Source organism: Pantoea agglomerans NBRC 102470, from assembly GCF_001598475.1.
Classification (GTDB): Bacteria; Pseudomonadota; Gammaproteobacteria; order Enterobacterales; family Enterobacteriaceae; genus Pantoea; species Pantoea agglomerans.
This window is the reverse complement of sequence record NZ_BCZA01000006.1, coordinates 148,742-171,891: the sequence shown is the minus strand read 5'-3', so window position 1 is coordinate 171,891 and position 23,150 is coordinate 148,742. Positions and strand designations below refer to the sequence as shown.

Here is a 23,150-nt window from a genome sequence, read left to right as displayed (position 1 = left end):
AAAACGATCCCTTTCATCCACAGAATGAAGATCTTACGCCATGGCAGATAAAGACAACGAAAACAAAGCGTTACTTGAACCTTTTCTGTCAGTGACAAAAAACAGCGGTGAAGTTATTCAGCTTCATCCCAACAAGAATAATACCGTTCAGCCTGTCGCTTTAATGCGTCTTGGGCTGTTCGTGCCGACGCTGAAATCTACTGCACGCGGTAAATCCGGTGCGATGGCATCAACGGATGCGACGAAAGAGCTGAAGAATCTGACGCTGGTGAAAGCGGAAGGCTACGAAAAGATTACCATTACCGGCGCGCGGCTGGATATGGATAACGATTTCAAAACCTGGGCGGGTATTATTCAATCGTTTTCCCGCTATCCGACCAAAGGCGATACTGTCACGCTGCCGTTTATCGACTTTGTTAAGATGTGTGGCATTCCCTCTGCCAACTCTTCAGCCGCCCTGCGCAAGCGTCTTGATGCCTCTCTGCGCCGTATCGCGACCAATACGCTCTCTTTTGAAGGTAACGGCAAGGCCTATCACACCCACCTTGTTCAGTCTGCTTATTACGATCGCGAAAAAGATATTGTGCGCATCCAGGCCGACCCCAAGCTGTTCGAACTCTATAACTTCGACCACAAGGTCCTGCTTCAGCTCCGTGCAATATCCCGTTTGAAGCGTAAAGAGTCTGCGCAGGCGCTTTACACCTTCCTGGAAAGCCTGCCAACCAATCCGGCGCCTATCTCGCTTGCACGCCTGCGTATGCGCCTGAACCTCGGCTCTAAGACCACCACGCAGAACCATGTCGTGCGGCGCGCGATGGAGCAGCTGAAAGAGATCGGTTATCTGGATTACTCAGAAGTGAAGCGTGGCCGCTCAGTCTTTTTTATTATCCACAGCCGTACGCCTAAGCTTGATGGCATCAGTAATCTTGAGAGCATCGATTCGCTGGATGAGATCGAGTTTGATGATTAACCCCTCACGTTCACTGTAATCAGTATTCCTGCGTGGCAGTGTCACTTTCTGCGTCACCGGTGACATTGCGCCATCCACTCTTCATTCACTGTAATCAGTACTCCCCAGGGATTCACTGTGATCAGTAACGTTCACTGTAATCAGTAACCGGGCCGCCGTGCAAAAGTGTGTTCAGACCCTACCCCCCTTCAATGCGCCTGATAACAAGGGATTATAAGTAAGTTAGTGCTTACTCTCATATTGGTTAGCACTCAATTATACTGTGTTTACTGATTACAGTGAATGCCCTGACTTCGGTTGGCTAAGCCTCTCTCTGCTGATTACAGTGAATCCTTTTTACTGACTACAGTGAATGCCTTTGCTCTGCCCTGTTCTCAAAGAGCATTACTGGCTGGCCAGCAAATCAGGGTTGGATGCGGTTTACCATGATGGGTCTGCTCAGCGTGATTCACATGATACGTATAACCTGAATGACACACGTAACCAGAGATATCAGCGTGACACTGTTACTGATTACAGTGAATGTTTGCTGATGGGCACTACCCTCGCCTCACCATTGAATCTCTTAAACGGCTTTCCGAATCGCTACTGATTACAGTGAACGTTGTTGCCAGATGTCCGGTCTGAAGCGAGTCATAACTGCCATGGCGAGATGCTAATCTTGTACTGATTACAGTGAACGTTCTGCTGATTACAGTGAATGTTTGCTGCGGTGTACCTGAAGGCATCGTGCATTCTACTGATTACAGTGAACGTTAAAGTGAACCTGGTGACGGCATTGCTGATGTATACGATACGGGGCTGGTGCATGACTGGCTGAAGGGCGACAGAAGAAGCCGTTGCTCGCATGGCCTGAGTCTTTCACGACCACTCGGCACACACTGATGCAGAACAGAATCGCTTCTGTCTTCTTACTGCTATCTACTGACTCATATTACGACCCCGTCGGCACGCCCTGATTCAGAACAGAATCGCTTCTGTCTACTTACTGCTGACTACTGACTACAGTGAATGTTTGCGCGGTTGTTCTCCTTCTAATGCCTCTTCTGTTTGTGATGTTACTGACTATAGTGAATGTTTACTGCTTTCTGGATTTACTGATTACAGTGAACGTTTATGGGCTTTACGCTTCTGTATCGCAGACCAGAGTCGGTTGTGACGTTGCCGGTGTATATTCCCTCTCCAGATTCCGATGCTTTTATCATCCGCTGAGGATTTTTCAACCCATCCTTACTGACTACAGTGAACGTTTACTCTGCCCTGCTCCCTCTTCTGGCTCCTGATCGGCAAGTTTACTGATTACAGTGAACGTTGCTCTTCACAGAGCTGAACACGCAAAACGCTACTGACTATAGTGAATGTTGAAGTGATGCAGTGGCAAAGATCAGCACTGCAACCTGCAGTCACTGCCTGAAATCCATTTATCAATGTATCCATCGCTCTTTCGCCTGCTCCATAACGTCACCGGATGAGACACAAGCTTTACTGACTACAGTGAACGTTTGATCTCAAGGTTCGTCTTCTGTGTTCTCCCCTTTCCCGCTCACTGTTCCCAGTTTGTCTGATGATTTTTTAAACCTGTTTGCTCACTACAGTGAATGTTCTGCTGATTACAGTGAATGCCGACCGCAATTAACCTGCAAAATATATTCGGCCAGACGAAATAATGTGATGAAGCTCACCAAAACCCGTGTGGTTACATAAAAACGGAGATTATGTTGAGAAGATAATTTATTGCCTCACGTGCAGGATTTCTGTATAAAGTCATAAATCCTACATGTTTGGAGCAACTATGGCTAATGATGACAAGCAGGTGATGAAGGTTGCGCAGCGTTCAGAACGCATGCTGCTAAGCCTCACCGAGCAAATTCAGGCGCAAAAGCAGGAACTGCATGAAAATACCTACTATCAGGTCTATGCCAAAGCGGCGCTGGCAAAGTTGCCCAAACTGACCCGAGCCAGTGTGGATTACGCAGTCAATGAGATGGAAGAAAGCGGTTATCAATTTGATAAACGTGCGGCCGGTTCTTCCGTTAAATATGCTATGTCGATTCAGAATATTATCGATATCTATCATCATCGTGGCGTGCCGAAGTATCGCGATCGCCATAGTGACGCTTACACCCTGTTTGTCGGTAATCTGAAGGGCGGTGTCTCCAAAACGGTTTCAACCGTCTCGCTGGCACATGCGTTGCGCGCACATCCCCATCTGCTTTTTGAAGATTTGCGCATCCTGGTTATCGACCTTGATCCGCAGTCCTCAGCAACCATGTTTCTGAACCACGAGCGCTCCGTCGGGCTGGTGGAAGCGACTGCGGCGCAGGCAATGCTGCAGAATGTCTCACGAGATGAGCTGGTCAACGAGTTTATCGTTCCGTCGATCATTCCGGGTGTGGATGTGCTGCCAGCATCGATTGATGACGCCTTTATCGCCTCAAGCTGGGATCAGCTTTGTGCTGAGCATCTTCCGCAACAGAACGTTCACGCCGTGTTGTATGACAACGTTATTGCCAAACTGAAAAAAGATTATGACTTTATCTTTATCGACAGCGGCCCGCATCTTGATGCCTTCCTGAAGAATGCGATTGCAGCGTCAGATCTTCTGATGACTCCGGTGCCACCGGCTCAGGTAGACTTTCACTCGACACTGAAATACCTGACTCGTCTTCCGGAACTGATTGCGATTATCGAAGACTCCGGCGCGACCTGTCGGCTGCAGGGTAATATTGGCTTCATGTCGAAGCTCTCCAATAAAGCAGACCACAAACTCTGTCATAGCCTGGCAAAAGAGATTTTTGGTGGCGACATGCTTGATGCTGCCCTTCCCCGCCTTGATGGTTTCGAACGTTGTGGCGAATCCTTTGATACGGTTATCTCCGCCAATCCTTCGACCTACGTCGGCAGCAGCGAAGCGTTGAAGAATGCACGATCCGCCGCAGAAGACTTTGCTAAAGCCGTCTTCGACCGTATCGAATTTATTCGCCTGAACTGAGGTTTGTATGAGCGCAAAAAGAATTACGATTGGCAGAACCTTCAGCCAGACTCCACTGGAAAATGACACGCCAGACAGCCAGCACAACCAGACATTCGTTCTGGCAACGGGCAAGCGCGCCCTGTTTCGCTTTGAACGCATTGCCGCCAGCGACGTTGAAAGCAAAACGTTCGTCACAATGGAAACCAACGGTCGCGATCAGGCAGGCCTGACACCTGATTCGCTGCGCGACATTATCCGGACCATTAAGCTTCAGCAGTTCTTTCCCGCTATTGGCGTGATGCGCGATGACCGCATCGAAATCCTGGATGGCTCACGTCGTCGTGCAGCCGCACTCTACTGCAAAACCGGCCTGGACGTGCTGATCACTGACGCGGCCATCACCGCTGATGAAGCCCGCCGACTGGCGCAGGATATTCAGACGGCACGGGAACACAATCTGCGCGAAGTGGGTATGCGTCTGTTAACACTTAAAGATGGCGGTTTGTCGCAGAAGGAGATTGCTGAAAATCAGGGTTTGTCCCAGGCGAAAGTGACGCGTGCCCTGCAGGCCGCCAGCGTTCCATCAGATTTGATTTCACTTTTTCCTAATCACGCTGAGCTGACCTATCCCGACTATAAAGCGTTGTTACAGGCTGCTGACAAGTTGAGTGAGTCGGGGCAAAGCGTTGAAGCTCTGATCAAATCCATTTCCAGGGAAATTGATGTGGTCTGTGCCCGTGAAGGTCTGGCCGAGGACGAGCTTAAAAATCATATTCTGCGTCTGATTCGACAGGGCAGCCAGACTCTGATCAAAGAACCGGAGAAAGATAAAACCCAGGCGACTGCGCTCTGGTCTTTTGCGGATAAAGATCGCTTCGCCCGTAAAAAGGTACGCGGGCGGATGTTCAGTTATGAATTTAACCGGCAGTCGAAAGAGTTGCAGGAAGAGCTGGATAAAGTTATTGCGGAGACCCTGAAAAAATATCTCAACCGTTAATGTATCTGCACTCAAATCAGCCAGCGATAAACGCTGGCTTTTTTTTCGATTTTTGTAGCGAGTCGTCGTTAAAAGAGATGGCGAATACCCAAATTTCAGGCTGAAATCGCCAGATTTTTAAGTGTGAATTCCTGCTTAAGATATTGAAATATAATAAATTGCTTTATTATCTCTTGCTGAAAAACTGCATGAAATCGCCACTTCGCTGAACTTTTTCGCCAGATACCCAGGCCCCTTCCAAACCGCACAGGTCACTATAAACAGAGATAACGTTTTTCGTCTGATGCTATCGTTGATGAATCTCATCGCCGTCAGCGCGCATCCGACGGTCAGAATATTGCAAGTAATGATTTTCCGGGGCTGGTTCATTAGTGACCAATCAACCCCCACTGAACCTCAGTAACAGCGTACCGGCTTCACACACTCCGCTAAACCCTCTGCCTGGCCTTTCTCCAAACATTAGCCCGCCAGCGATATTTCGTGATTAACTGTTTGTTTTTAATATAAAAGATGCAAGAATTTCAGCCTGAAATCGCCATGCCTGCAGTTAAACGCTCCCTCGTTTCAGGCCTGAGGGCGAACGGTTAAGATCAGAAAAGAGGCGTATCTTGAGAGCAGTAAAGTCCTGAACAGAGAGTGAAAAAAGATACTCAGAAACTATCCCTCACTTATCCACAGAAAAAGTGGATAACTTTTTCTGCGCGATAAAATTTTTTTTGAAGAGGTGCGATACAAGATGCAGCTTTGGCAGGGAACTCCATTAAAACCTGATCAGCGCGAAAAGATTGTCACAGTCTGCTCATGACGGAAAGGTAGTTGCATGGCATCAGATTCACTGTATTGGGTAAAGCAGATGAAATCGGCAGCTTACGGACGAAGAGCCCCTATCGGCCTACCTGATAAAAGGCGATGGCTCACCGCACTGCTGTTTACAGTGAATTGCGAGAAATAACGTCTGTATGGCATTGAACCGGGTTATCAGTGGCTGTTATCAGCATACAGCGTAGTTGCTGATGCGCAGAGAGTGCTGACCACTGCAATCAGTAATCAGACCGATGTGAAGTGACGTAATGCAATGATGATCTTCCACGGCAGCAGCGAACCTATGCAGAAGAAAACCGGGCCAGGCCCGGTTTTGATATGAATCAGGCTTCAAGCCAGGCGGTGATTTGCTTAACCATGGCATCCGTTGAGATGCCATAACGGTCATGCAGCGTCGGTAGTGCGCCTGCTGCAAGGAAAGCATCCGGCAGCGCAATCTGTTTAAAGCGCGGTGTCACATGGTTTCGCATTAACAGGCCGGCAATAGCTTCGCCTAAGCCACCGGTTATCGAATGATTTTCAGCGGTGATAACCAGCTGGTTATGATGCAGTGCTACTCCCGCCTCACGCAGGATGGTCTCTTCATCCAGAGGCTTAATCATGGGTGAGTGAACCACACCGACCTCAATCCCCTGCTTCTCCAGCGCTTCAGCGGCCTCAAGCGCCCGCATGGTCATCAATCCGCTGCTGATAATAACGGCATGCTTACCGCCGCGCAGGCGCTGAGCCTTACCGTGCTGATAGCGATAGTCATATTTATCCAGCACCAGCGGAACCTTACCGCGCAGCAGGCGCAAATAGACCGGACCCTGATGTTCAGCGATAGCCGGTATCACCTGGCTAATCTCCAGTGCATCGCAGGGATCGATGATAGTCAGGTTCGGCATGCCACGGAAGATTGCCAGGTCATCAGTCGCCTGATGACTCGGTCCATAACCGGTGGTCAGGCCCGGCAGTGCGCAGGCGATTTTAACGTTCAGATTCTCTTCGGCGATGGCCATGCAGATAAAATCATAAGCGCGGCGGGAAGCAAAGACGGCATAAGTGGTGACAAAAGGCATAAAGCCTTCACGCGCCATACCTGCTGCGGCGCTCATCAGTAACTGTTCCGCCATGCCCATCTGATAAAAGCGTTTCGGAAAAGCCTCTGCGAACAGGTGCAGATCGGTGTATTTACTTAAATCAGCCGTCAGCCCCACCACATCTGAGCGCTGCTCTGCCAGAGAGACCAGGGCATGTCCAAAAGGAGCTGAAACCGTGGGCTGGCCTTCAGCGGCGATCGAGGCGATCATGGCGGATGTGGTCAGACGTTTTTTTTGCGGTTGTGAACTCATCTCAGACTCCTTGCTCAAGTGCGGTCAGGGCTTTGTCCCACTCATCGGCATCGACCCGAATAAAGTGGTTTTTCTCACGACTTTCCAGAAACGGCACCCCTTTGCCCATTCGGGTATCGCAAATGATGACGCGCGGCTGGGGTTCGGGCCAGCTGCGAGCCGCATCAAAGGCGGCCTGTAAAGCAGAGATATCGTTGCCATCAACCCGCTGGGTGTACCAGCCAAAAGCCTGCCAGCGATCCACAATGGGTTCAAAAGCGAGAATCTCACTGCTATGGCCGTCAGCCTGCTGATTGTTGACGTCGATAAGGGCGATCAGGTTATCAAGTTGCCAGTGTGAGGCGGACATTGCCGCTTCCCAGGTAGAGCCTTCATTCAGTTCACCATCTGAAAGCAGGTTATAGACTCGTGCCTGCGAGCCTTTCTGCTTCAGCCCAAGACAGGCACCCACGGCAATACCTAATCCATGACCCAGTGAACCGCCGGTAATTTCCATGCCTGGGGTATAGGCAGCCATGCCGGACATCGGCAAGCGGCTCTCATCAGTCCCATAAGTTTCCCTTTCCTCTTCAGGTATCACGCCTGCTTCCAGCAGGGCGGCGTAAAGGGCGATAGCGTAATGGCCAATCGACAGATAGAAGCGATCGCGCTCTTCCCACTCAGGTTGATCCGGCCGGTAATTCATGGCGTGGAAATAGCTGACAGCAAGCAAATCGGCGGCACCCAGCGCCTGACCGATATATCCCTGCCCCTGAATCTGCCCCATTAATAAGGCATGGCGGCGAATATTGGTGGCTCGTTGCTGCAATGAGAGCACGTGTGAAGCGTGACGAGAGTCAGTCATATTACCTCCTGATTAACGATTAACGTCCGCTGCCCGGATGCGCAGCACGCATAGCGCGCCACCCAGCAGGACGGCAGCAATAAAGTACATTCCGGAAGCGGGCGTACCGGTTGCGGTGGTGATGGTGCCTATCAGCCACGGTGAGAAAAAACCGGCCAGATTAGCAATGCAGTTCACGGCGGCGATGCCTGCGGCGGCAGAGACGCCACCTAACAGATTGGTCGGCAACATCCAGAACAGCGATGAGGCGGAAAGAATGCCCGCAGCGGCAATACAAAGGGAGAGCAGTGACAGGGAGACGCTATGGCTCAGCAGAGTTGCCAGCGTCAGTCCGGTGAGTCCGATCAGCATCGGAACAATCAGATGCCAGCGGCGTTCACGATAGCGGTCGCCACTGCGCCCGGCCAGCAGCATAAAGATAATGGCGCAGAGGTAAGGCAGACTGGTCAGCAGCCCAATATGCAGCGGCTCACTGACGCCTGAGTTTCTCACCAGCGTCGGTAACCAGAACGTCAGGGCGTACTGACCCATCACCACACAGAAGTAGATCAGCGCCAGCAGCCACAGACGACGGTCGGCGACAAAGGCTTTTACCGTGCCATGACAGGCTTTCTGCTGATTATCCTCGTCCAGATCGGCACGCACGCGGCGTTTCTCATCTTCATCCAGCCACTCTGCCTGTTCAACGCGATCCTTCAGAACCAGCAGTACCACTAATCCCATAATAAGAGTGGGGATAGCTTCCAGCATAAACATCCACTGCCAGCCGGCCCATCCGTGAAAGCCTGCAAAGGTCGCCATAATCCAGCCTGAGAGCGGGCCGCCAATCATCCCTGAAAGTGGAATGGCGACAAACCAGAGCACGGTCATACGCGCGCGACGGTGTGATGGAAACCAGTAGGTCAGGTAGAGCAGTAAACCTGGCGCAAGACCGGCCTCGGCGACGCCGAGCAGAAAGCGCAGCAGGTAGAACTGCCATGCGGTTTCTACAAAGGCGAACAGGGCTGAGATGATTCCCCATGTGATCATAATGCGGGCAATCCAGCGGCGTGCGCCGACACGGTGCAGGATCAGGTTACTCGGCACCTCAAAGAAGAAGTAGCCGATAAAAAAGATCCCGGCACCCAGTCCATACACGGTTTCGCTGAGAGACAAATCATCCATCATCTGTAATTTAGCGAAGCCCACATTGACGCGGTCAAGATAGGCGCAGAGATAACAGAGCATCAGCCAGGGCATCAGGCGCCAGGCAATTTTGCGATAGGTGATATCGCGCGCAGCAGAGGCTGCGCTCAGGTTAAGCGTGGTCATGATGTTCACTCCCGAAGTTAGCCCGCCAGGCGTGCGGGCAGGGAAGGGCGCTATTTAATGGATCAGCATGCCGCCGTTCACATCCAGCGTGATGCCGGTGAGATAACCGGAGAGATCGCTGGCGAGAAACAGCGCAGCGTTAGCGACGTCACTGGCGGACCCAAGGCGGCCGAGCGGAATTCCGTCGAGAATGGCGTGGCGGCGTTCATCCTGTAACAAGCCACCAGTGATGTCCGTCTGGATCAGACCGGGCGTCAGGGCATTAATGCGTATCTGGTCAGGGCCAAATTCGCGCGCCATCGCTTTAGTCAGGCCCAGAACGCCCGCTTTAGCGGCACTGTAGTGCGGGCCACCGAAAATCCCGCCGCCGCGCTGTGCTGAGACCGAGGACAGGCAGATGATGCTGCCGCCTTTCTGCTGCTGCATGGTGGGGATCACCGCCTGAGACATCAGCAGCGTGCCGCGCAGATTGACATCAAGAATACGGTTGTAATCCTCGATGCCGATTTCCAGTGTTTTAACCGGCTGAGTAATACCTGCATTGTTGACCAGCACATCAATACGGCCGAAGTGCTCAAGAACCTGGTCGATGGCACGACGAACAGAGAGGGGATCGGTCACATCTGTGGCCAGGCCGAGATGCCCATCACCACAAGACAGTGCGCTGGCCTGGGCGGCCTGCAGATCTAAATCGAGCACCACCACGCGCGCGCCATGCTGAGCAAAACAGGCGGCTGTGGCCCGGCCAATGCCGCGCTGAGAGGCGGCACCTGTAATAATCGCAACTTTATTTTCGAGTAACATTGTCCACTCCAGAAAAATAATTATTAGTGGTTCGGTATCGCTACCGGCAGGGTCACGATCAGAATTGATAAAGCGGCTAATATTGGCAATGCAAAAAAATTCATTTGATGCTGAATGAATTTGTTGGTTTGATGCAGTTAACAATTCTGCGATTTAAAAATGGGCACACATCACAAAATTCCAGTGTGGAGAGGCGGATGGAAAAGCAGTCTGATCACTTACCTTCGATTAAATCACTGCGGGTTTTTGAGCAGGTGGCCCATTTTGGTAATGTCGCGCGTGCGGCCGAGGAATTAAGTATTACGCCTTCGGCGGCCAGTCATCAGCTGGCAAAACTGGAGCGTGAATTGGGCTGTATTCTGTTTAATCGTTCGGCAAAGGGCGTAGTGCTGACGCTGTCGGGTGAGCATTACCTCAGGGAGATTGGTCCGATACTGCTGAGTCTGACGCAGGCGACTGCACGCATCAGTAACGAGAAAGCCCGCAGCAACCTCAGGATCCACTGCGCGCCCAGTTTCGGTCTGCTGTGGCTGTTGCCGCGCATCCATAAATTTCGCGACAGCTATCCCGAGTTTCAGCTCACGCTCTCCTGCTCTTACGAGAATTTATCTTTCAGCCGCGACAATATTGATATTGCGATACGCCATGGATTCCCGGACTGGAACTCATTCGAGATTAAAACGATCCGCCACGAAAGAATGTCGGTGCTGGCCTCGCCTGAGTATCTGAAAAAGCATCCTGTTAATCAGGCCGCTGAGTTAATTCATCATGCGCTGATATTATCGGAGTCGCCGCTTATTCAGTGGCCGCAGTGGTTTGCTTCTCAGCAATTACCTCAGCCAGATAAAGAGTGGTTATTTCGCTTTGATCGCTCTTATATGAGTCTTGAGGCGGCGATGTTAGGCCACGGTCTTATATTTGAAAGTGAATTGCTGGCGGAGGATTATCTGCGCAGTGGAAAACTGGTCAGAGTCTTGTCCGAACAGGAGAGTCTGCCCGTTAGCGCCCATCATCTGGTCTTCCCGCGTGGATTTGCCCAGTTTCCCCGCGTCGCGCATTTCCTGAGCTGGATCCAGCAGGAACTGAAAGTGTTAACCTAATGTTAAAATAACTTTCACGTCGTCATTATTGCGCCGGTTTATTTATCCGGTTAACTATCCCTGTTATAAAAATCGCATTGCTAAAGCTAACTTTTAAATACCGTCTACACTTCTTTACCCACTCGGTAAATATGTTCCATTTCTATTCCGTATGAAATTTAATCAAACGGATGTTTAACCTATTAATGGCAGGGATATTATGAGTACGAATACACCAGACTCTGGTGAAGCGGGCGATCACGCGACTGCGGATACGGTACGCCAGCGCATTTTTTTAGTGGTACTGGTTGCCACTATGGGCGCGCTGGCTTTTGGTTATGACACCGGGATTATCTCGGGTGCGTTACCCTACATGACCTCACCACCCGATCAGGGTGGACTTGGACTGAATTCATTCACTGAAGGGCTGGTAGCCTCTTCGCTGGTGTTCGGTGCCGCGATAGGCTCTTTCCTGAGTGGTTTCTTCTCTGACCGGTTTGGCCGGCGTATTACACTACGCAGCCTGGCGGTTATTTTTGTGCTGGGTTCACTGGGAACAGCGCTGGCGCCTTCTGTCAATGTCATGGTGGCAATGCGCTTCCTGCTGGGGATTGCTGTCGGTGGCGGTTCCTCTACCGTGCCGGTGTTTATCGCCGAAATTGCCGGACCGCGCCTGCGTGCGCCGCTGGTCAGCCGCAATGAGCTGATGATCGTTACCGGACAGCTCATTGCTTATGTTGCCAGTACGCTGCTGAGCTATCTGCTGCATGATGAGCACCTGTGGCGCTACATGCTGGCAATTGCCATGGTACCGGGTCTTTTGCTGTTTATCGGCACGTTCTTCGTTCCCGCCTCACCTCACTGGCTGGTGGCGGAAGGGCGTCTGAAAGAGGCTAAAAAGATCCTGAAGTATCTGCGTGAAACGCCGCGTGAAGTGCGCCATGAGATGGCGCAGATGAAGAAGCAGGCGAGAGCGGCGGAACGTGGGCCGGATGCGAAAACCCTGATCCGTGAGAAGTGGGTGATTCGCCTGATGGTTATCGGCGTCGGTCTGGGCTTTGTTGCCCAGTTCACCGGGGTAAATGGTTTTATGTATTACACCCCGATCATCCTTAAACAGACCGGACTTGGCACCAGCGCCTCGATTGCCGCGACCATCGGTAACGGCGTGGTCTCAGTGGTGGCGGCGATTGTAGGTATCTGGGCGGTTAGTCGCTTTCCGCGCCGGACGATGCTGATTACCGGCCTGTGTCTGGTGGTCGCTTCGCAGATTATGCTGGGCAGCGTGATGACCTTTATCGCTCCCAGCCTGATGCAGAGCTACCTCGCCCTGGCCTGTATTCTGCTGTTCCTGTTCTGCATGCAGATGTGCATCTCGCCAGTCTACTGGCTGATGATGTCGGAACTGTTCCCGATGCAGTTGCGCGGCGTGTTAACCGGCGGCGCTGTCTCACTACAGTGGATCTTTAACGCGATAGTCGCCTTTGGTTTTCCACCGATAATGGAATATGCCGGCAGCACCACCTTCTTTATCTTTGCCGCGATTAACGTCGGGTCGCTGATCTTCGTGATGGCGATGGTGCCAGAGACGCGGGGCAAAAGCCTGGAAGAGATTGAGTCACACATGAAAGAGAAGTTTGGTGAAAAGCCAAAAGAGGCTGAAGCCTCCTGAGTCCCACCGGATTCAGCCCACCGGCTGAATCCGGTTTTACCTCCTTATCGCCTTATCTTGTTACCTCCTTATCTTCTTACTAACCGTTGCACCGCATTTCCCCGTCCTTATCCTCACTAAGTACCATCAGACAACATTCACTGTAATCAGCAATTTTCCCTCGATTAATTTCCATACAGTTCTGGCGATTTCAGGCTGAAATCGCCAGAAACTGACTTAATGAACTGTCGTTATTGTCTTCAGAAATCCCCGGTTAAGCGAAGCATGACCGCTGACAAAGATTGCCTCAGGCTCTGCGCTATACTCATTTTTCATCTGCTCCGCACGCTGACCGGTACGCACTATGAAAATTTCAACCACGACGGCAGTTTTTGCCGCATTGCTGACTGCTGCGCCATTGCATGCTGAAAACACACCAATCTCCTCCTGGTGGAATGGATTCACTGACGATGTTGCGCAGACCTGGAACGCGCCTCAGCATACCGATCTCTACCTGCCATTTATCAGCTGGCACGCCCGCTTTATGTACGACAAAGAAAAAACCGATAACTATAACGAGAATCCCTGGGGAGGTGGTCTGGGCATTTCGCGCTACAGCGACAGCGGCAACTGGAGCGCGCTTTATGCAATGGCTTTCAAAGACTCACACAATGAGTGGCAGCCGATTGTCGGTTATGGCTGGGAGAAGGGCTGGTATCCTGGTTCGAATCAGGACTTTCGTCTTGGCGCGGGATTAACCGCCGGTATCACCGCACGCGAAGATTTTGGTAACTATATTCCGCTACCGATTATTCTGCCGCTGTTCTCTGCCGGTTATAAGGCGCTGAATGTACAGTTCACCTATATTCCGGGCACGTACAATAATGGCAACGTGCTGTTCGCGTGGTTTCGCTATGCATTTTAATTTTTCAGGAAAGGATTTATGACCCGGAGGTGGAAAACCGTCACCCGCAGGCTCTGGCGTCTTGCGATTGTGTCTGGAGTATTGTTACTGCTGCTACTGATTATTCGAATCTATGAAGCGGAGCGCGGGCCGGAGTTACATCGCTGGCACACCTGGGTCCCGCATGAACTGACAGTAGAACAGCTTGATAATGCGACCTATGCTGACTACCTCAAGGCCGAAAATCATCTGTTCGACGAGATGAAGCAACAGGTCAGTGACCGACTGGATGCGGAAGAAAAAACGCCACTCAACCGATACTATGCTGGCAGCATGATCTATCCGGGGCATTTCGCGCAGGACTGGAACCGTTCCTATATTCTGCAACCGAAGGGCAGGCCGCGCGGTGCGGTAGTGCTGTTACATGGACTGACCGACAGTCCTTACAGTCTGCGGCATGTGGCAGAGGCTTACCGTCAGCAGGGTTATGTGGCGGTGGCGATACGGTTACCGGGTCACGGTACGGTGCCTGCGGGTCTGACCGATGTTGACTGGCAGGACTGGATGGCCGCCACACGCCTGGCGGTGCGGGAAGCGACCCGGCTGGCGGGCACGCAGACGCCGCTGCATCTGGTGGGTTTCTCGAACGGCGGGGCGCTGGCGGTAAAATATGCGCTCGACAGCCTGGGCGATCATACGCTGCGTCGTCCGCAGCAGTTGATTCTGTTATCGCCGATGATCGGTGTGACTCGTTTTGCCCGGTTCGCAGGTGTTGCCGGGTTGCCCTCTGTTTTCCCTGCCTTCTCGAAAACGGCCTGGCTGAATATCGTGCCGGAGTTTAATCCGTTTAAATACAACTCTTTTCCGGTTCACGCTGCCCGGCAGACCTATTTGCTGACGCAGGCGCTGCAGAAAGAGATCCTGCAATATGCGCGTAATCAGCAGCTCTCCGGTTTCCCGCCCGTGCTAACCTTTCAGTCGGTAATGGATTCCACCGTCAGTACGCCTTCGGTCATCCGCTCGCTCTATAATTATCTGCCAGTGAACGGCAGCGAACTGGTGCTGTTCGATATCAATCAGGCGGTCAGCGTCAGTCCGTTATTCCGCCACTCCTCATATACCGCGGTTAATCAGCTGTTGCCTGCAGCGCGTCGGAATTACTCATCCACGGTGATCACTAATGCCTCCGCCACCTCACTGGAGATGGTGACAAAAAGCGTTCCCGCGGGAGAGATGCAGGAACGGATTCAGCCGCTGGCAATTGCCTATCCTGCGGGTCTCTACTCGCTGTCGCACGTTGCGATTCCGTTCCCGGCCGAGGATGGGTTATATGGCAGTGCGCCCGCGCAGAAGAATGAGTTTGGTATCAGTTTTGGGACGTTGTCACTGCGCGGCGAGAGTGCAGTGCTGATTGTCGGGCTGGACTCAATTATGCGCGCCACCTCTAACCCGTTTTATCCTTATATGATTAACCGAATCGATCATCACATCAGTTGTAGCGACAAGCCGCAACTTGCGGCCTGCCTCAGCAGTTTCTGAATCAGTACAGCATCAGGCCCGCATCGTGCGGGCCTGATGTTAAATAGCGTTCAGCTTTTCCATCACATCATCCGACAGTTCCAGGCTGCCGCTGGCAAGATTCTCTTTAAGATGTTCCGGGGAAGAGGTGCCTGGAATCAGCAGAATATTTGGCGATCGCCGCAGCAGCCACGCAAGTGCGACCTGCATCGGCGTGGCATTCAGGGATGCAGCCATTTCATTAAGCTGATCCGACTGCAACGGAGAAAAGCCGCCCAGCGGGAAGAACGGCACATACGCAATTCCCTGCTGCGCCAGCTGATCCACCAGCTCATCATCCTGTCGATGCGCCAGGTTATACATATTCTGCACGCAGACAATCGGCGTCATCGCCTGAGCTTCTGCGATCTGCGTGGCGGTAACGTTACTCAGGCCAATATGGCGAATCAGTCCGCGTGCCTGTAACGCCAGCAGCGCCTCCAGTTGTGGCTTCAGAGAGCCTTCTTTGGGCCTGGCCGGATGCAACATACTGCGCAGGTTCACCACTTCAATCACATCCAGCCCCAGGTTGCGCAGGTTATCTTCAACTGCCTGCTTCAGCGCCTCTGGCTCCATCGCCGCCAGCCAGCCGCCTTTGGCGTCGCGTCGGGCACCCACTTTGGTGACAATGCAGAGATCCTGCGGATAGGGATGGAGCGCCTTTTTAATCAGCTGGTTGGTTTCGTGCGGGCCATAAAAGTCGCTGGTGTCGATATGATTAACGCCTGCCGCGACAGCATCGCGCAAAACCTGGATTGCCCGGGCTTCATCTTTTACCGGGCCGAACACGCCCGGCCCGGCCAGTTGCATTGCGCCGTAGCCAATACGGTTAACTTCACGATCGCCTAACGTAAAAGTCATGGTGGTGTTTGACATGAAAACCTCCTGCGTGAATGTAGATCAATTGTAACGGTGATTCAGCTGTGCAACTATCCGGTGAAATCAGGACAGACTGTACGGGGTGATGCACAATGGCGATCGATATGGCGCTGCTGGATGCCGTCGTGGCGGTGGCAAAAGCGGGAGGGTTTCGGGAAGCGGCACGCGTCACCGGCAGCAATGCGTCACGCCTGAGCGATGCGGTACGACGGGCGGAACAACAGCTGGGCATTCGTCTGTTTCACCGCACCACCCGCACCGTGGTGTTAACCGAAGCGGGCAGGGCGCTGATGGAACGTCTGCTGCCCGCGATCAATGAAGTTAACGCCGCGCTGGATGCGGTTAATCGCTACCGTAACACCCCTGGTGGCACGCTGCGGCTGAATGTGCCGGTCAGTGCTACGCGGCTGGTGCTGCCCGCGCTGGTGCCGGAATTTTTGCAGCGTTATCCCGACATCCGGCTGGAAATTGTGGCGGAGAGCAGCGTGCAGGATGTCTTTCGTGACGGTTGTGACGCCGGAATTCGTTATGATGAGCGGCTGGAGCAGGATATGGTGGCGATGCCCATTGGCCCCAGACAGCAACGGTTCGCGCTGGCGGCTTCTCCGGCTTATCTGGCAGAACATGGCCGACCGGAACATCCGCGCGACCTGATCCATCATCGCTGTCTGCGTGGCCGTTATGCCAGCGGCATCATGGCTGACTGGACCTTCAGCCACGAGGGCGAAGAGATCAGCGTTGAAACCAGCGGGCCGCTGGTGGTTTCGGTCGGTGGCGCAATGGATCTGGCGGTGGAGGCGGCCATCGCCGGAAGCGGCGTGATATATCTGTTTGACGAGTGGCTCAGGCCAGCCCTTGACAGCGGCAGGCTGGAACCGCTGCTGCAACCCTGGTGGCTGACTTTCTCTGGTCCGTGGCTCTATTACAACGATCGCCGCCTGATCCCCGCTCCGCTTCAGGCTTTTATCGACTTTGTCCGCGAAAAAAACGGGCGCGAAAACAACTCAGCTATACCAGCTAAACCCCTGTGGTACCCGTGAAAATCCGGCATGTCGCAACGCGTTAAGCAGCGGTGACTGCGAAACCGGTTCACCATCTACCTTCTCCAGCGTGAAACTCGCGGGCTTTTCACGCTTCAGTGCCAGGCCCAGCGCCGCCACCGCGATCTGATGCAGCGCGGGATCGTCGATGAATGTCAGCAACTCTTTGCCTCCCGGCGTCAGATAAAGCACCAGCGCGCCGCCTGCAATCACCACGCGTCCCCCCTGACGGCGGGTCGGGCGGATGCCGCTGGCGTGGAGCGGCCAGCTCAGTAACGCGCCAAACGGATTTGCCGGGTCCGGTGCGGCCAGCGCCACAGCCTCTGTCGCGGTCAGCGGCTTTTCTGCCAGCTCCCGCAGCCGCTCAATGGTGTTATGGTCGGCAAACTGCGCGCCGCCCGCACCAGCGACAAACCGGCCACGCAGCAGCCGTCCGGCATCTTCCATGCTGCGTAATACCGGCTGTAACGCCGGGAATCCTCCCGGGATCTGTTCCGATATCGCGCTACCCCGGCTGATCACCCCATAACGGTCGAGAAGATTTTCCACCAGCGACAGGGCCAGCCGGGCAGGAGCAACCTCCTGTCGGTTAACCCGCGACCAGCGACCAGCCAGCGTGTTGACCGCTGGTCGGCGTGCAGAAAGTGCGCCCGGGGTAAAACGCTGACCAAAATGGGTGCGCAGGGTACGCGCGGGACGTGAACGGGGGGCGCCTGGCGTGGTCAGCAGCCCACGCACCGCAATCCAGCTATCGGCGGTGACATAGCCCTGCCACACCAGTTGCCACAGGGCAGCATAAACGTCGGTGGTTTGCGTCTCTGCCTCGTCCATCTGTGCCATGATCTCATGAACAAACCACGAGCCACCCCGGCTCAATGCGTCGAGAGTCGCCTGCTGAATCGGCGTCAGAGGCTGTGTGGTGTCAATCACCGGCAGTGTTTCAGCGGCATATTCCGTGAGGTGCAGCGAGATCAACCCATCATTCTGACCCAGCGCTTTATGTCCGCACCAGGTAACCTCGCCACTGGCTAACAGTTCATCGAGCATCGCGGGCTGATAGTCGGCTATCCTGGCGCGCAGGATTTGTGACTCCCACAGCGAGGCCGGTAGCGGCACGCCCGCAAGTTGCTCAACTACCCGCAACAGCCCGTTAACCCCGTGATGCTCTTCACGCTGCGTGTTAAGCACACCGTGACGCTCCAGCAGCAGGTTGATCCAGGCGGCAGGTGGAACAGGCCGGGTTGCTTCACGTGCTGATTGCAGTGAACGTAAGCGTAACCGTTTAAAGATCTCTGTGGAAACCCACTCCGTATCCGATGCGCCCTCTGGCGAACCCATATTGAGCAGGTTGCCCTGCTGATGCAGGGAAAGCAGCACCTCATTCACAATGGCGATACCCAGACCAAAATACGTGGCCAGCTGTCGGGCAGTGAACAGGGTATGGGTTCGGGCGTAGCGATTAATGAGATCGCGTAGCGGATCGGCCTGCGGCTCCAGAAATGTTTCGGGCAGATCGTCAGGCAGTACAACGGCCAGTGCATCGCGCAGGCGGGCTGCATCTTCAATGATCGCCCAGCGCTCTTCACCGGCAAGGGTGATCGGGATCATTCGCTGCGCGGCATCGAACTGCGTTATGGCTTCCGCGATCTGCTGGGCGTTGCCACTGAAACGTGCCGCAATACCGGCAACCGCGAGCGGGCCAAGATCGCGCAGCAGATCGATAATGCCTTCGGTGTGCTGCGCCTGATAGCGGGAATCAATGCGCTGCAGTTCCTTTTCAACCTGCTCAACGACGTCAGGTGCCAGCAAATCACGCTTGCTGGTCTGGCCGAGCAGCTCACCCAGCAGGTTACTGTCGAGCGCCAGCAGTGAGGCGCGCCGTTCTGCCTGAGGGGCGTCGCTGGCGTAAATAAACTCTGCAACATAGCCAAACAGCAGCGGCGCGGCAAAAGGGGAGGGCTGTTCGGTCGTCACCTCGACCAGCTTTACCTTTCCCTGTGCCATCTGTTTCATCAGCTGGTGCAGGGCAGGCAGATCGTAGACATCCTGCAGACATTCGCGTGTGGTTTCGATAAGGATGGGGAAATCGTCATACTGTCGTGCGACTTCCAGCAACTGACCGGCGCGCAGCCGCTGCTGCCAGAGCGGCGATCGTTTGCCCGGATTACGCCTCGGCAGCAGCAGAGCGCGTGAGGCACATTCACGGAAGCGGGCGGCAAACAGCGCCGACTGACCGACACTCTCAGTGACCTCCCGGGTCAACTGGTCGGCGTCGAACATAAACAGGTCAGCGCCGGGTAACACTCCCTCGCTGGCGGGAAAGCGGGCCACAATGCCGTCATCGCTGGCCGCAACAGAAGCATCAATGCCCAGGCGTTGCTGGATTCGGGCGGCAATCGCCAGCGCCCAGGGCGCATTGACCCGCTTTCCCCAGGGCGAATGCAGGATCACCCGCCAGTCGCCGATTTCGTCACGGCAGCGTTCGATCAGCAATGTGCGATCGTCCGGCAGTACGCCGGTCGCGGTGCGTTGTTCAGCCAGCAAAGCCAGCAGATTTGTGACTGCGCGGGCATCCAGCCCCAGCGCGCGCAACTGCTCCTGCGCATCCGCCGGTGAAGCCGCACTCAGATGACGCAGAAACAGCCCGAGACTGGCACCCGAATCGGCCGAGCGGCCCACACCTTCTCCGCGCCAGAAAGGCAGACGAGCCGGACGGCCTGGCGCAGGCACCACCAGTACCTGGTCGTGGGTAATCTGCTGAATCCGCCACGACGTTGCGCCCAGGGTAATAATGTCATTGACCCGCGACTCATAGACCATCTCTTCATCCAGTTCGCCGACACGACGTGAGCCAGCCTGCTCTTCGCCTTCCGGCAGGATGACGCTGAACATGCCGCGATCGGGAATGGTGCCGCCGCTGGTCACGGCCAGATGCTGAGCGCCGGGTCGCGGCGTCAGCAATCCGCTCTGACGATCCCACACCAGCTGCGGCCGCAGCTGAGCAAAAGCGTCTGAGGGAAACTTACCCGCCAGCATATCGAGCGTGGCATCAAACAGCCGACGCGACAGAGTGCGAAACGGATCGGCCCGGCAGACCTGCGCGTACCAATCATCGACCTGTAAGGGATCCATTGCGACGGCCGCCAGGGTTTGCTGCGCCAGAATATCGAGCGGGTTACGCGGCGGAGCCAGCGCATCGAGCTGGCCCGCACGCATTGACTGCAATATGACGGCCGAATCCAGCAGATCGCGCCGGGTGCGCGGAAACAGGATGCCGGTTGATACGCCGCCAACCTGATGTCCGGCGCGTCCCACCCGCTGCAGTGCGCTGGCGACTGAAAGCGGTGCGCCCACCTGGATCACCAGATCCACCGGCCCCATATCAATGCCAAGTTCCAGACTGGAAGTCGCCACCACGCAACGCAGTCTGCCCAGCTTCAGTGCGGCTTCAATCTCGCCTCGCTGCTCCTTCGAGACAGAACCGTGATGCGAGCGGGCAATAAGATCATCACTGTCGTCCGGTTCTGCATCCCAATCGCCAGCGGTTGTCTGCTGCGCCAGATAACGCGCATTGAGCCGCGCAGTCAGCTTTTCCGCCAGGCCACGCGAATTCACAAACACCAGCGTGGCGCGATGGGACATGACCTGCTGCAGAATGCGCGCTTCAATGTGCGGCCAGATCGAACCGCTGGCAGAGGTGGCTTCACCGGTCAGGTCATCGGGGCTGGCGATATCGGTCATATCTTCGACCGGAACCTCGATGGTCAGGTGCAGCGTCCGATCGGCGGCCGGATTAACGACCTGAACGGGCTGACAGCCGCCAAGGAAGGCGGCGACCCGCTCAACCGGCCTTACCGTAGCGGAAAGCCCGATACGCTGGGCGGGCTGTGGCAGCAGCGCATCCAGCCTCTCCAGGCTCAGCGCCAGCTGGGAACCCCGCTTCGATCCCGCCACCGCATGCACCTCATCGACGATGACCGTGGTCACGCCCTGCAGCGTCGTTCGCGCTTTTGAGGTCAGCATCAGAAACAGTGACTCGGGCGTGGTGATCAGGATATCGGGCGGGCGGCGCACCAGCCTGGCGCGCTCTGCACTGGGCGTATCGCCGGATCGCATTCCGATATTCAGAGTGATCTCTGGCTCATTCAGCGCCTGCCGCTCAGCGTAAACGCCTGCCAGCGGCAGATTAAGGTTGCGCTGTACGTCCGCGGCCAGCGCTTTAACCGGTGAAATATAAAGTATGCGGGTGGTCGTTTCACGTGCAGGTGAGGGCTGCGCGGTTCGGAACTGAAACAGCGTGTCGATGGCGGTGAGGAAGGCCGCCAGCGTCTTCCCTGAACCGGTCGGGGCGATCACCAGCGCATGCTCTCCGCTGGCTATCGCCTGCCATGCCGCCTGCTGCACCGGCGTGGGAGCAGCAAAGGTGGCAGAAAACCAGCGTCGTGTGGCGGATGAAAACCGGGCTAAGACCGCATCAGATTGGGATTTCGACATCATACTCACGGTATCACGCAGCAACTGCGCCTGAAATTAATCCGTTGAGTGTAAGTGAAAATTACCGTTTGTGGATGACGCGGCAGATATCTGGCCGCGTCGGGCGCGTTTATTAACTGGCCGCTCCGGCTAAAGCGCGACCTCTGATCGCCAGCAGCGACACCAGTGCCAGCACGATGATGGTCATGCCATAGAACCAGGCGGTATGGTTCAGCCCGATATGCGGCGCTGCCATTCCGGCGGCAATCGCAGGGAGGGCAAAGGCGAGATAGCTTTTGATCAAAAAGGCGGAGAACAGTCCGGCGCGTTCATGACTTTCAGCTAACTGCATAATGATCTTCAGCACGCTGGAGAAAATCGATCCAAATCCCTGACCCGCAATGGCAGTGCCGAGATAGAGCCAGGCCACGCTGTGCAGAGAAAGGCCCGCAAGCGTGACGCTGACGCCCGCTATCAGCATCAGCGTACCGATAACTAATGCCCGCGCAGGCGGTAACGGGCGAAAGAGAAATACTGCTGCCGTTGCGCTCAGCATCAGCGTCGCCACAATCGAGCCGCCGATAAAAGGCGATGTCAGGCCGGTTGCGTTCGCCACCATTGAGGGCATCAGTGAAAGGTAAAATCCGCCCAGCATCCAGGTTGCGATATTAACCGGCGTCACCATTAACAGCGGGCCCAGCGCGCGTCGCGGTATGCTGACCTGAGGTCGCAGTGCGGCCAGAACACCCGGCTGAGGCGCAATGGTTTCTGGTATTAGCGGCAACAGCGCCATGGCAACCAGCATCAGTATCAGCAGCAGCGCGTAAAGCGTCACCGTGGGAAAGGGCGCAAAGGTGACCAGTATGCCGCCCGCCAGCGTGCCCAGCGTCATCCCCAGAAAGGCGGTGAATGAGTTCAGCAGTGGCCCACGGGTTTTACTGGCGTCAATCAGGCTGGCACCAAAGGTCGGTAAGGCAATACCGGTTGCAAAGCCCTGCACCAGCCGGGCGGCGATTAAGGTGGTGGCAGAGTTGGCAGACATAAAGATCACCAGCGCGACCGCATTGATCGCCAGCGCCAGCAGCATCAGCGGGCGGCGGCCGGTATAGTCGGACACTTTACCGACCGTCAGCAGCGCGGCCAGCAACGCGAAAGCATAGGCACCAAAGATCAGCGTCAGCATGGTCGGCGTCAAATGGAACAGGCTGCGATAAAGTGGGTAGAGCGGCGTTGGCGCACTGCTGGTGGCGGAAATCAGCGCCGCACCGGTAAAACTGAAAAGCGTGGTGCGGGCAGCAGCCTGAGGCGTCAATGTGGGGTTCATGGAAATCACCTTAATGCAAAGTATTAGCTTTTAATAAGGTATACGGCTATCTGAACCTTAATGCAATATCTTTGCTTTAACGTTTATTGCGGTGGGGCTTAAGGCGTGTCTGAGAGTTTGTAACGGTGAGAGCTCTTCAAGGTGTTACGTCTGCTTTTTGACAGAGGCAAGCCTTTTATCAGGATAT

At 54.7% G+C, this 23,150-nt stretch carries 15 protein-coding genes; 8 read left to right on the top strand and 7 right to left on the bottom strand.

Going from position 1 to position 23,150, the window contains the following annotated elements:
* The first annotated feature begins 40 nt into the window (after nt 1-40).
* The 3 genes from PAG01S_RS13370 (at nt 41) to PAG01S_RS13360 (ending at nt 4,941) form a co-directional block, all read left to right on the top strand.
* Entirely contained in the window at nt 41-970 is a 930-nt protein-coding gene (locus PAG01S_RS13370; protein ID WP_010246820.1) for a RepB family plasmid replication initiator protein, read from the top strand.
* A gap of 1,792 nt (nt 971-2,762) precedes the next feature.
* Entirely contained in the window at nt 2,763-3,962 is a 1,200-nt protein-coding gene (locus PAG01S_RS13365) for an AAA family ATPase (RefSeq protein WP_010246822.1), read from the top strand.
* A 7-nt stretch (nt 3,963-3,969) separates the two neighbouring features.
* On the top strand, nt 3,970-4,941 hold the full coding sequence (locus tag PAG01S_RS13360; RefSeq protein WP_010246824.1) for a ParB family protein: 972 nt from the start codon (nt 3,970-3,972) through the stop codon (nt 4,939-4,941).
* A gap of 1,145 nt (nt 4,942-6,086) precedes the next feature.
* Here the strand turns inward: PAG01S_RS13360 and PAG01S_RS13355 are convergent.
* The 4 genes from PAG01S_RS13355 to PAG01S_RS13340 are packed head-to-tail and all read right to left on the bottom strand — an operon-like array spanning nt 6,087 to nt 10,056.
* Nucleotides 6,087-7,097, bottom strand: a complete 1,011-nt coding sequence (locus tag PAG01S_RS13355; RefSeq protein WP_022624574.1) for a transketolase family protein — start codon at nt 7,095-7,097, stop codon at nt 6,087-6,089.
* 1 nt (nt 7,098) lies between these two features.
* On the bottom strand, nt 7,099-7,941 hold the full coding sequence (locus PAG01S_RS13350; protein ID WP_062759016.1) for a transketolase: 843 nt from the start codon (nt 7,939-7,941) through the stop codon (nt 7,099-7,101).
* Between the two features lie 12 nt (nt 7,942-7,953).
* A complete protein-coding gene (locus PAG01S_RS13345; protein WP_033779972.1) occupies nt 7,954-9,252 on the bottom strand; it encodes an MFS transporter in 1,299 nt (432 codons plus the stop codon).
* Between the two features lie 54 nt (nt 9,253-9,306).
* The gene (locus tag PAG01S_RS13340) at nt 9,307-10,056 is read right to left on the bottom strand and encodes an SDR family NAD(P)-dependent oxidoreductase (protein WP_045139970.1); all 750 of its coding nucleotides are present in this window, start codon (nt 10,054-10,056) and stop codon (nt 9,307-9,309) included.
* A gap of 197 nt (nt 10,057-10,253) precedes the next feature.
* On the opposite strand from PAG01S_RS13340, the gene PAG01S_RS13335 reads away from it, so the two are divergent.
* From PAG01S_RS13335 to PAG01S_RS13320, 4 genes are all read left to right on the top strand, one after another.
* The gene (locus PAG01S_RS13335; RefSeq protein ID WP_022624570.1) at nt 10,254-11,156 is read left to right on the top strand and encodes a LysR substrate-binding domain-containing protein; all 903 of its coding nucleotides are present in this window, start codon (nt 10,254-10,256) and stop codon (nt 11,154-11,156) included.
* Nucleotides 11,157-11,355: 199 nt separating this feature from the next.
* On the top strand, nt 11,356-12,807 hold the full coding sequence (locus tag PAG01S_RS13330; protein WP_062759014.1) for a sugar porter family MFS transporter: 1,452 nt from the start codon (nt 11,356-11,358) through the stop codon (nt 12,805-12,807).
* Between the two features lie 343 nt (nt 12,808-13,150).
* Nucleotides 13,151-13,711, top strand: a complete 561-nt coding sequence (gene pagP, locus PAG01S_RS13325) for a lipid IV(A) palmitoyltransferase PagP (protein ID WP_010246837.1) — start codon at nt 13,151-13,153, stop codon at nt 13,709-13,711.
* Nucleotides 13,712-13,729: 18 nt separating this feature from the next.
* Nucleotides 13,730-15,229: an alpha/beta fold hydrolase gene (locus tag PAG01S_RS13320; protein WP_062759012.1), complete on the top strand. Its 1,500-nt coding sequence runs from the start codon at nt 13,730-13,732 to the stop codon at nt 15,227-15,229.
* Nucleotides 15,230-15,268: 39 nt separating this feature from the next.
* On the opposite strand, the gene PAG01S_RS13315 is transcribed toward PAG01S_RS13320, so the two are convergent.
* A complete protein-coding gene (locus tag PAG01S_RS13315; protein ID WP_062759011.1) occupies nt 15,269-16,123 on the bottom strand; it encodes an aldo/keto reductase family oxidoreductase in 855 nt (284 codons plus the stop codon).
* A gap of 95 nt (nt 16,124-16,218) precedes the next feature.
* Here PAG01S_RS13315 and PAG01S_RS13310 point away from each other — a divergent pair, with 95 nt between their 5' ends.
* A complete protein-coding gene (locus PAG01S_RS13310) occupies nt 16,219-17,166 on the top strand; it encodes a LysR family transcriptional regulator (protein ID WP_062759009.1) in 948 nt (315 codons plus the stop codon).
* On the opposite strand, the gene PAG01S_RS13305 is transcribed toward PAG01S_RS13310, so the two are convergent.
* Together PAG01S_RS13305 and PAG01S_RS13300 are read right to left on the bottom strand one after the other, a co-directional pair.
* Entirely contained in the window at nt 17,131-21,660 is a 4,530-nt protein-coding gene (locus PAG01S_RS13305) for an ATP-dependent helicase (RefSeq protein WP_425334591.1), read from the bottom strand. The two genes, PAG01S_RS13310 and PAG01S_RS13305, sit on opposite strands and share 36 nt — an antisense overlap.
* A gap of 112 nt (nt 21,661-21,772) precedes the next feature.
* A complete protein-coding gene (locus PAG01S_RS13300; RefSeq protein WP_062759007.1) occupies nt 21,773-22,963 on the bottom strand; it encodes an MFS transporter in 1,191 nt (396 codons plus the stop codon).
* Nucleotides 22,964-23,150 lie beyond the last annotated feature (187 nt).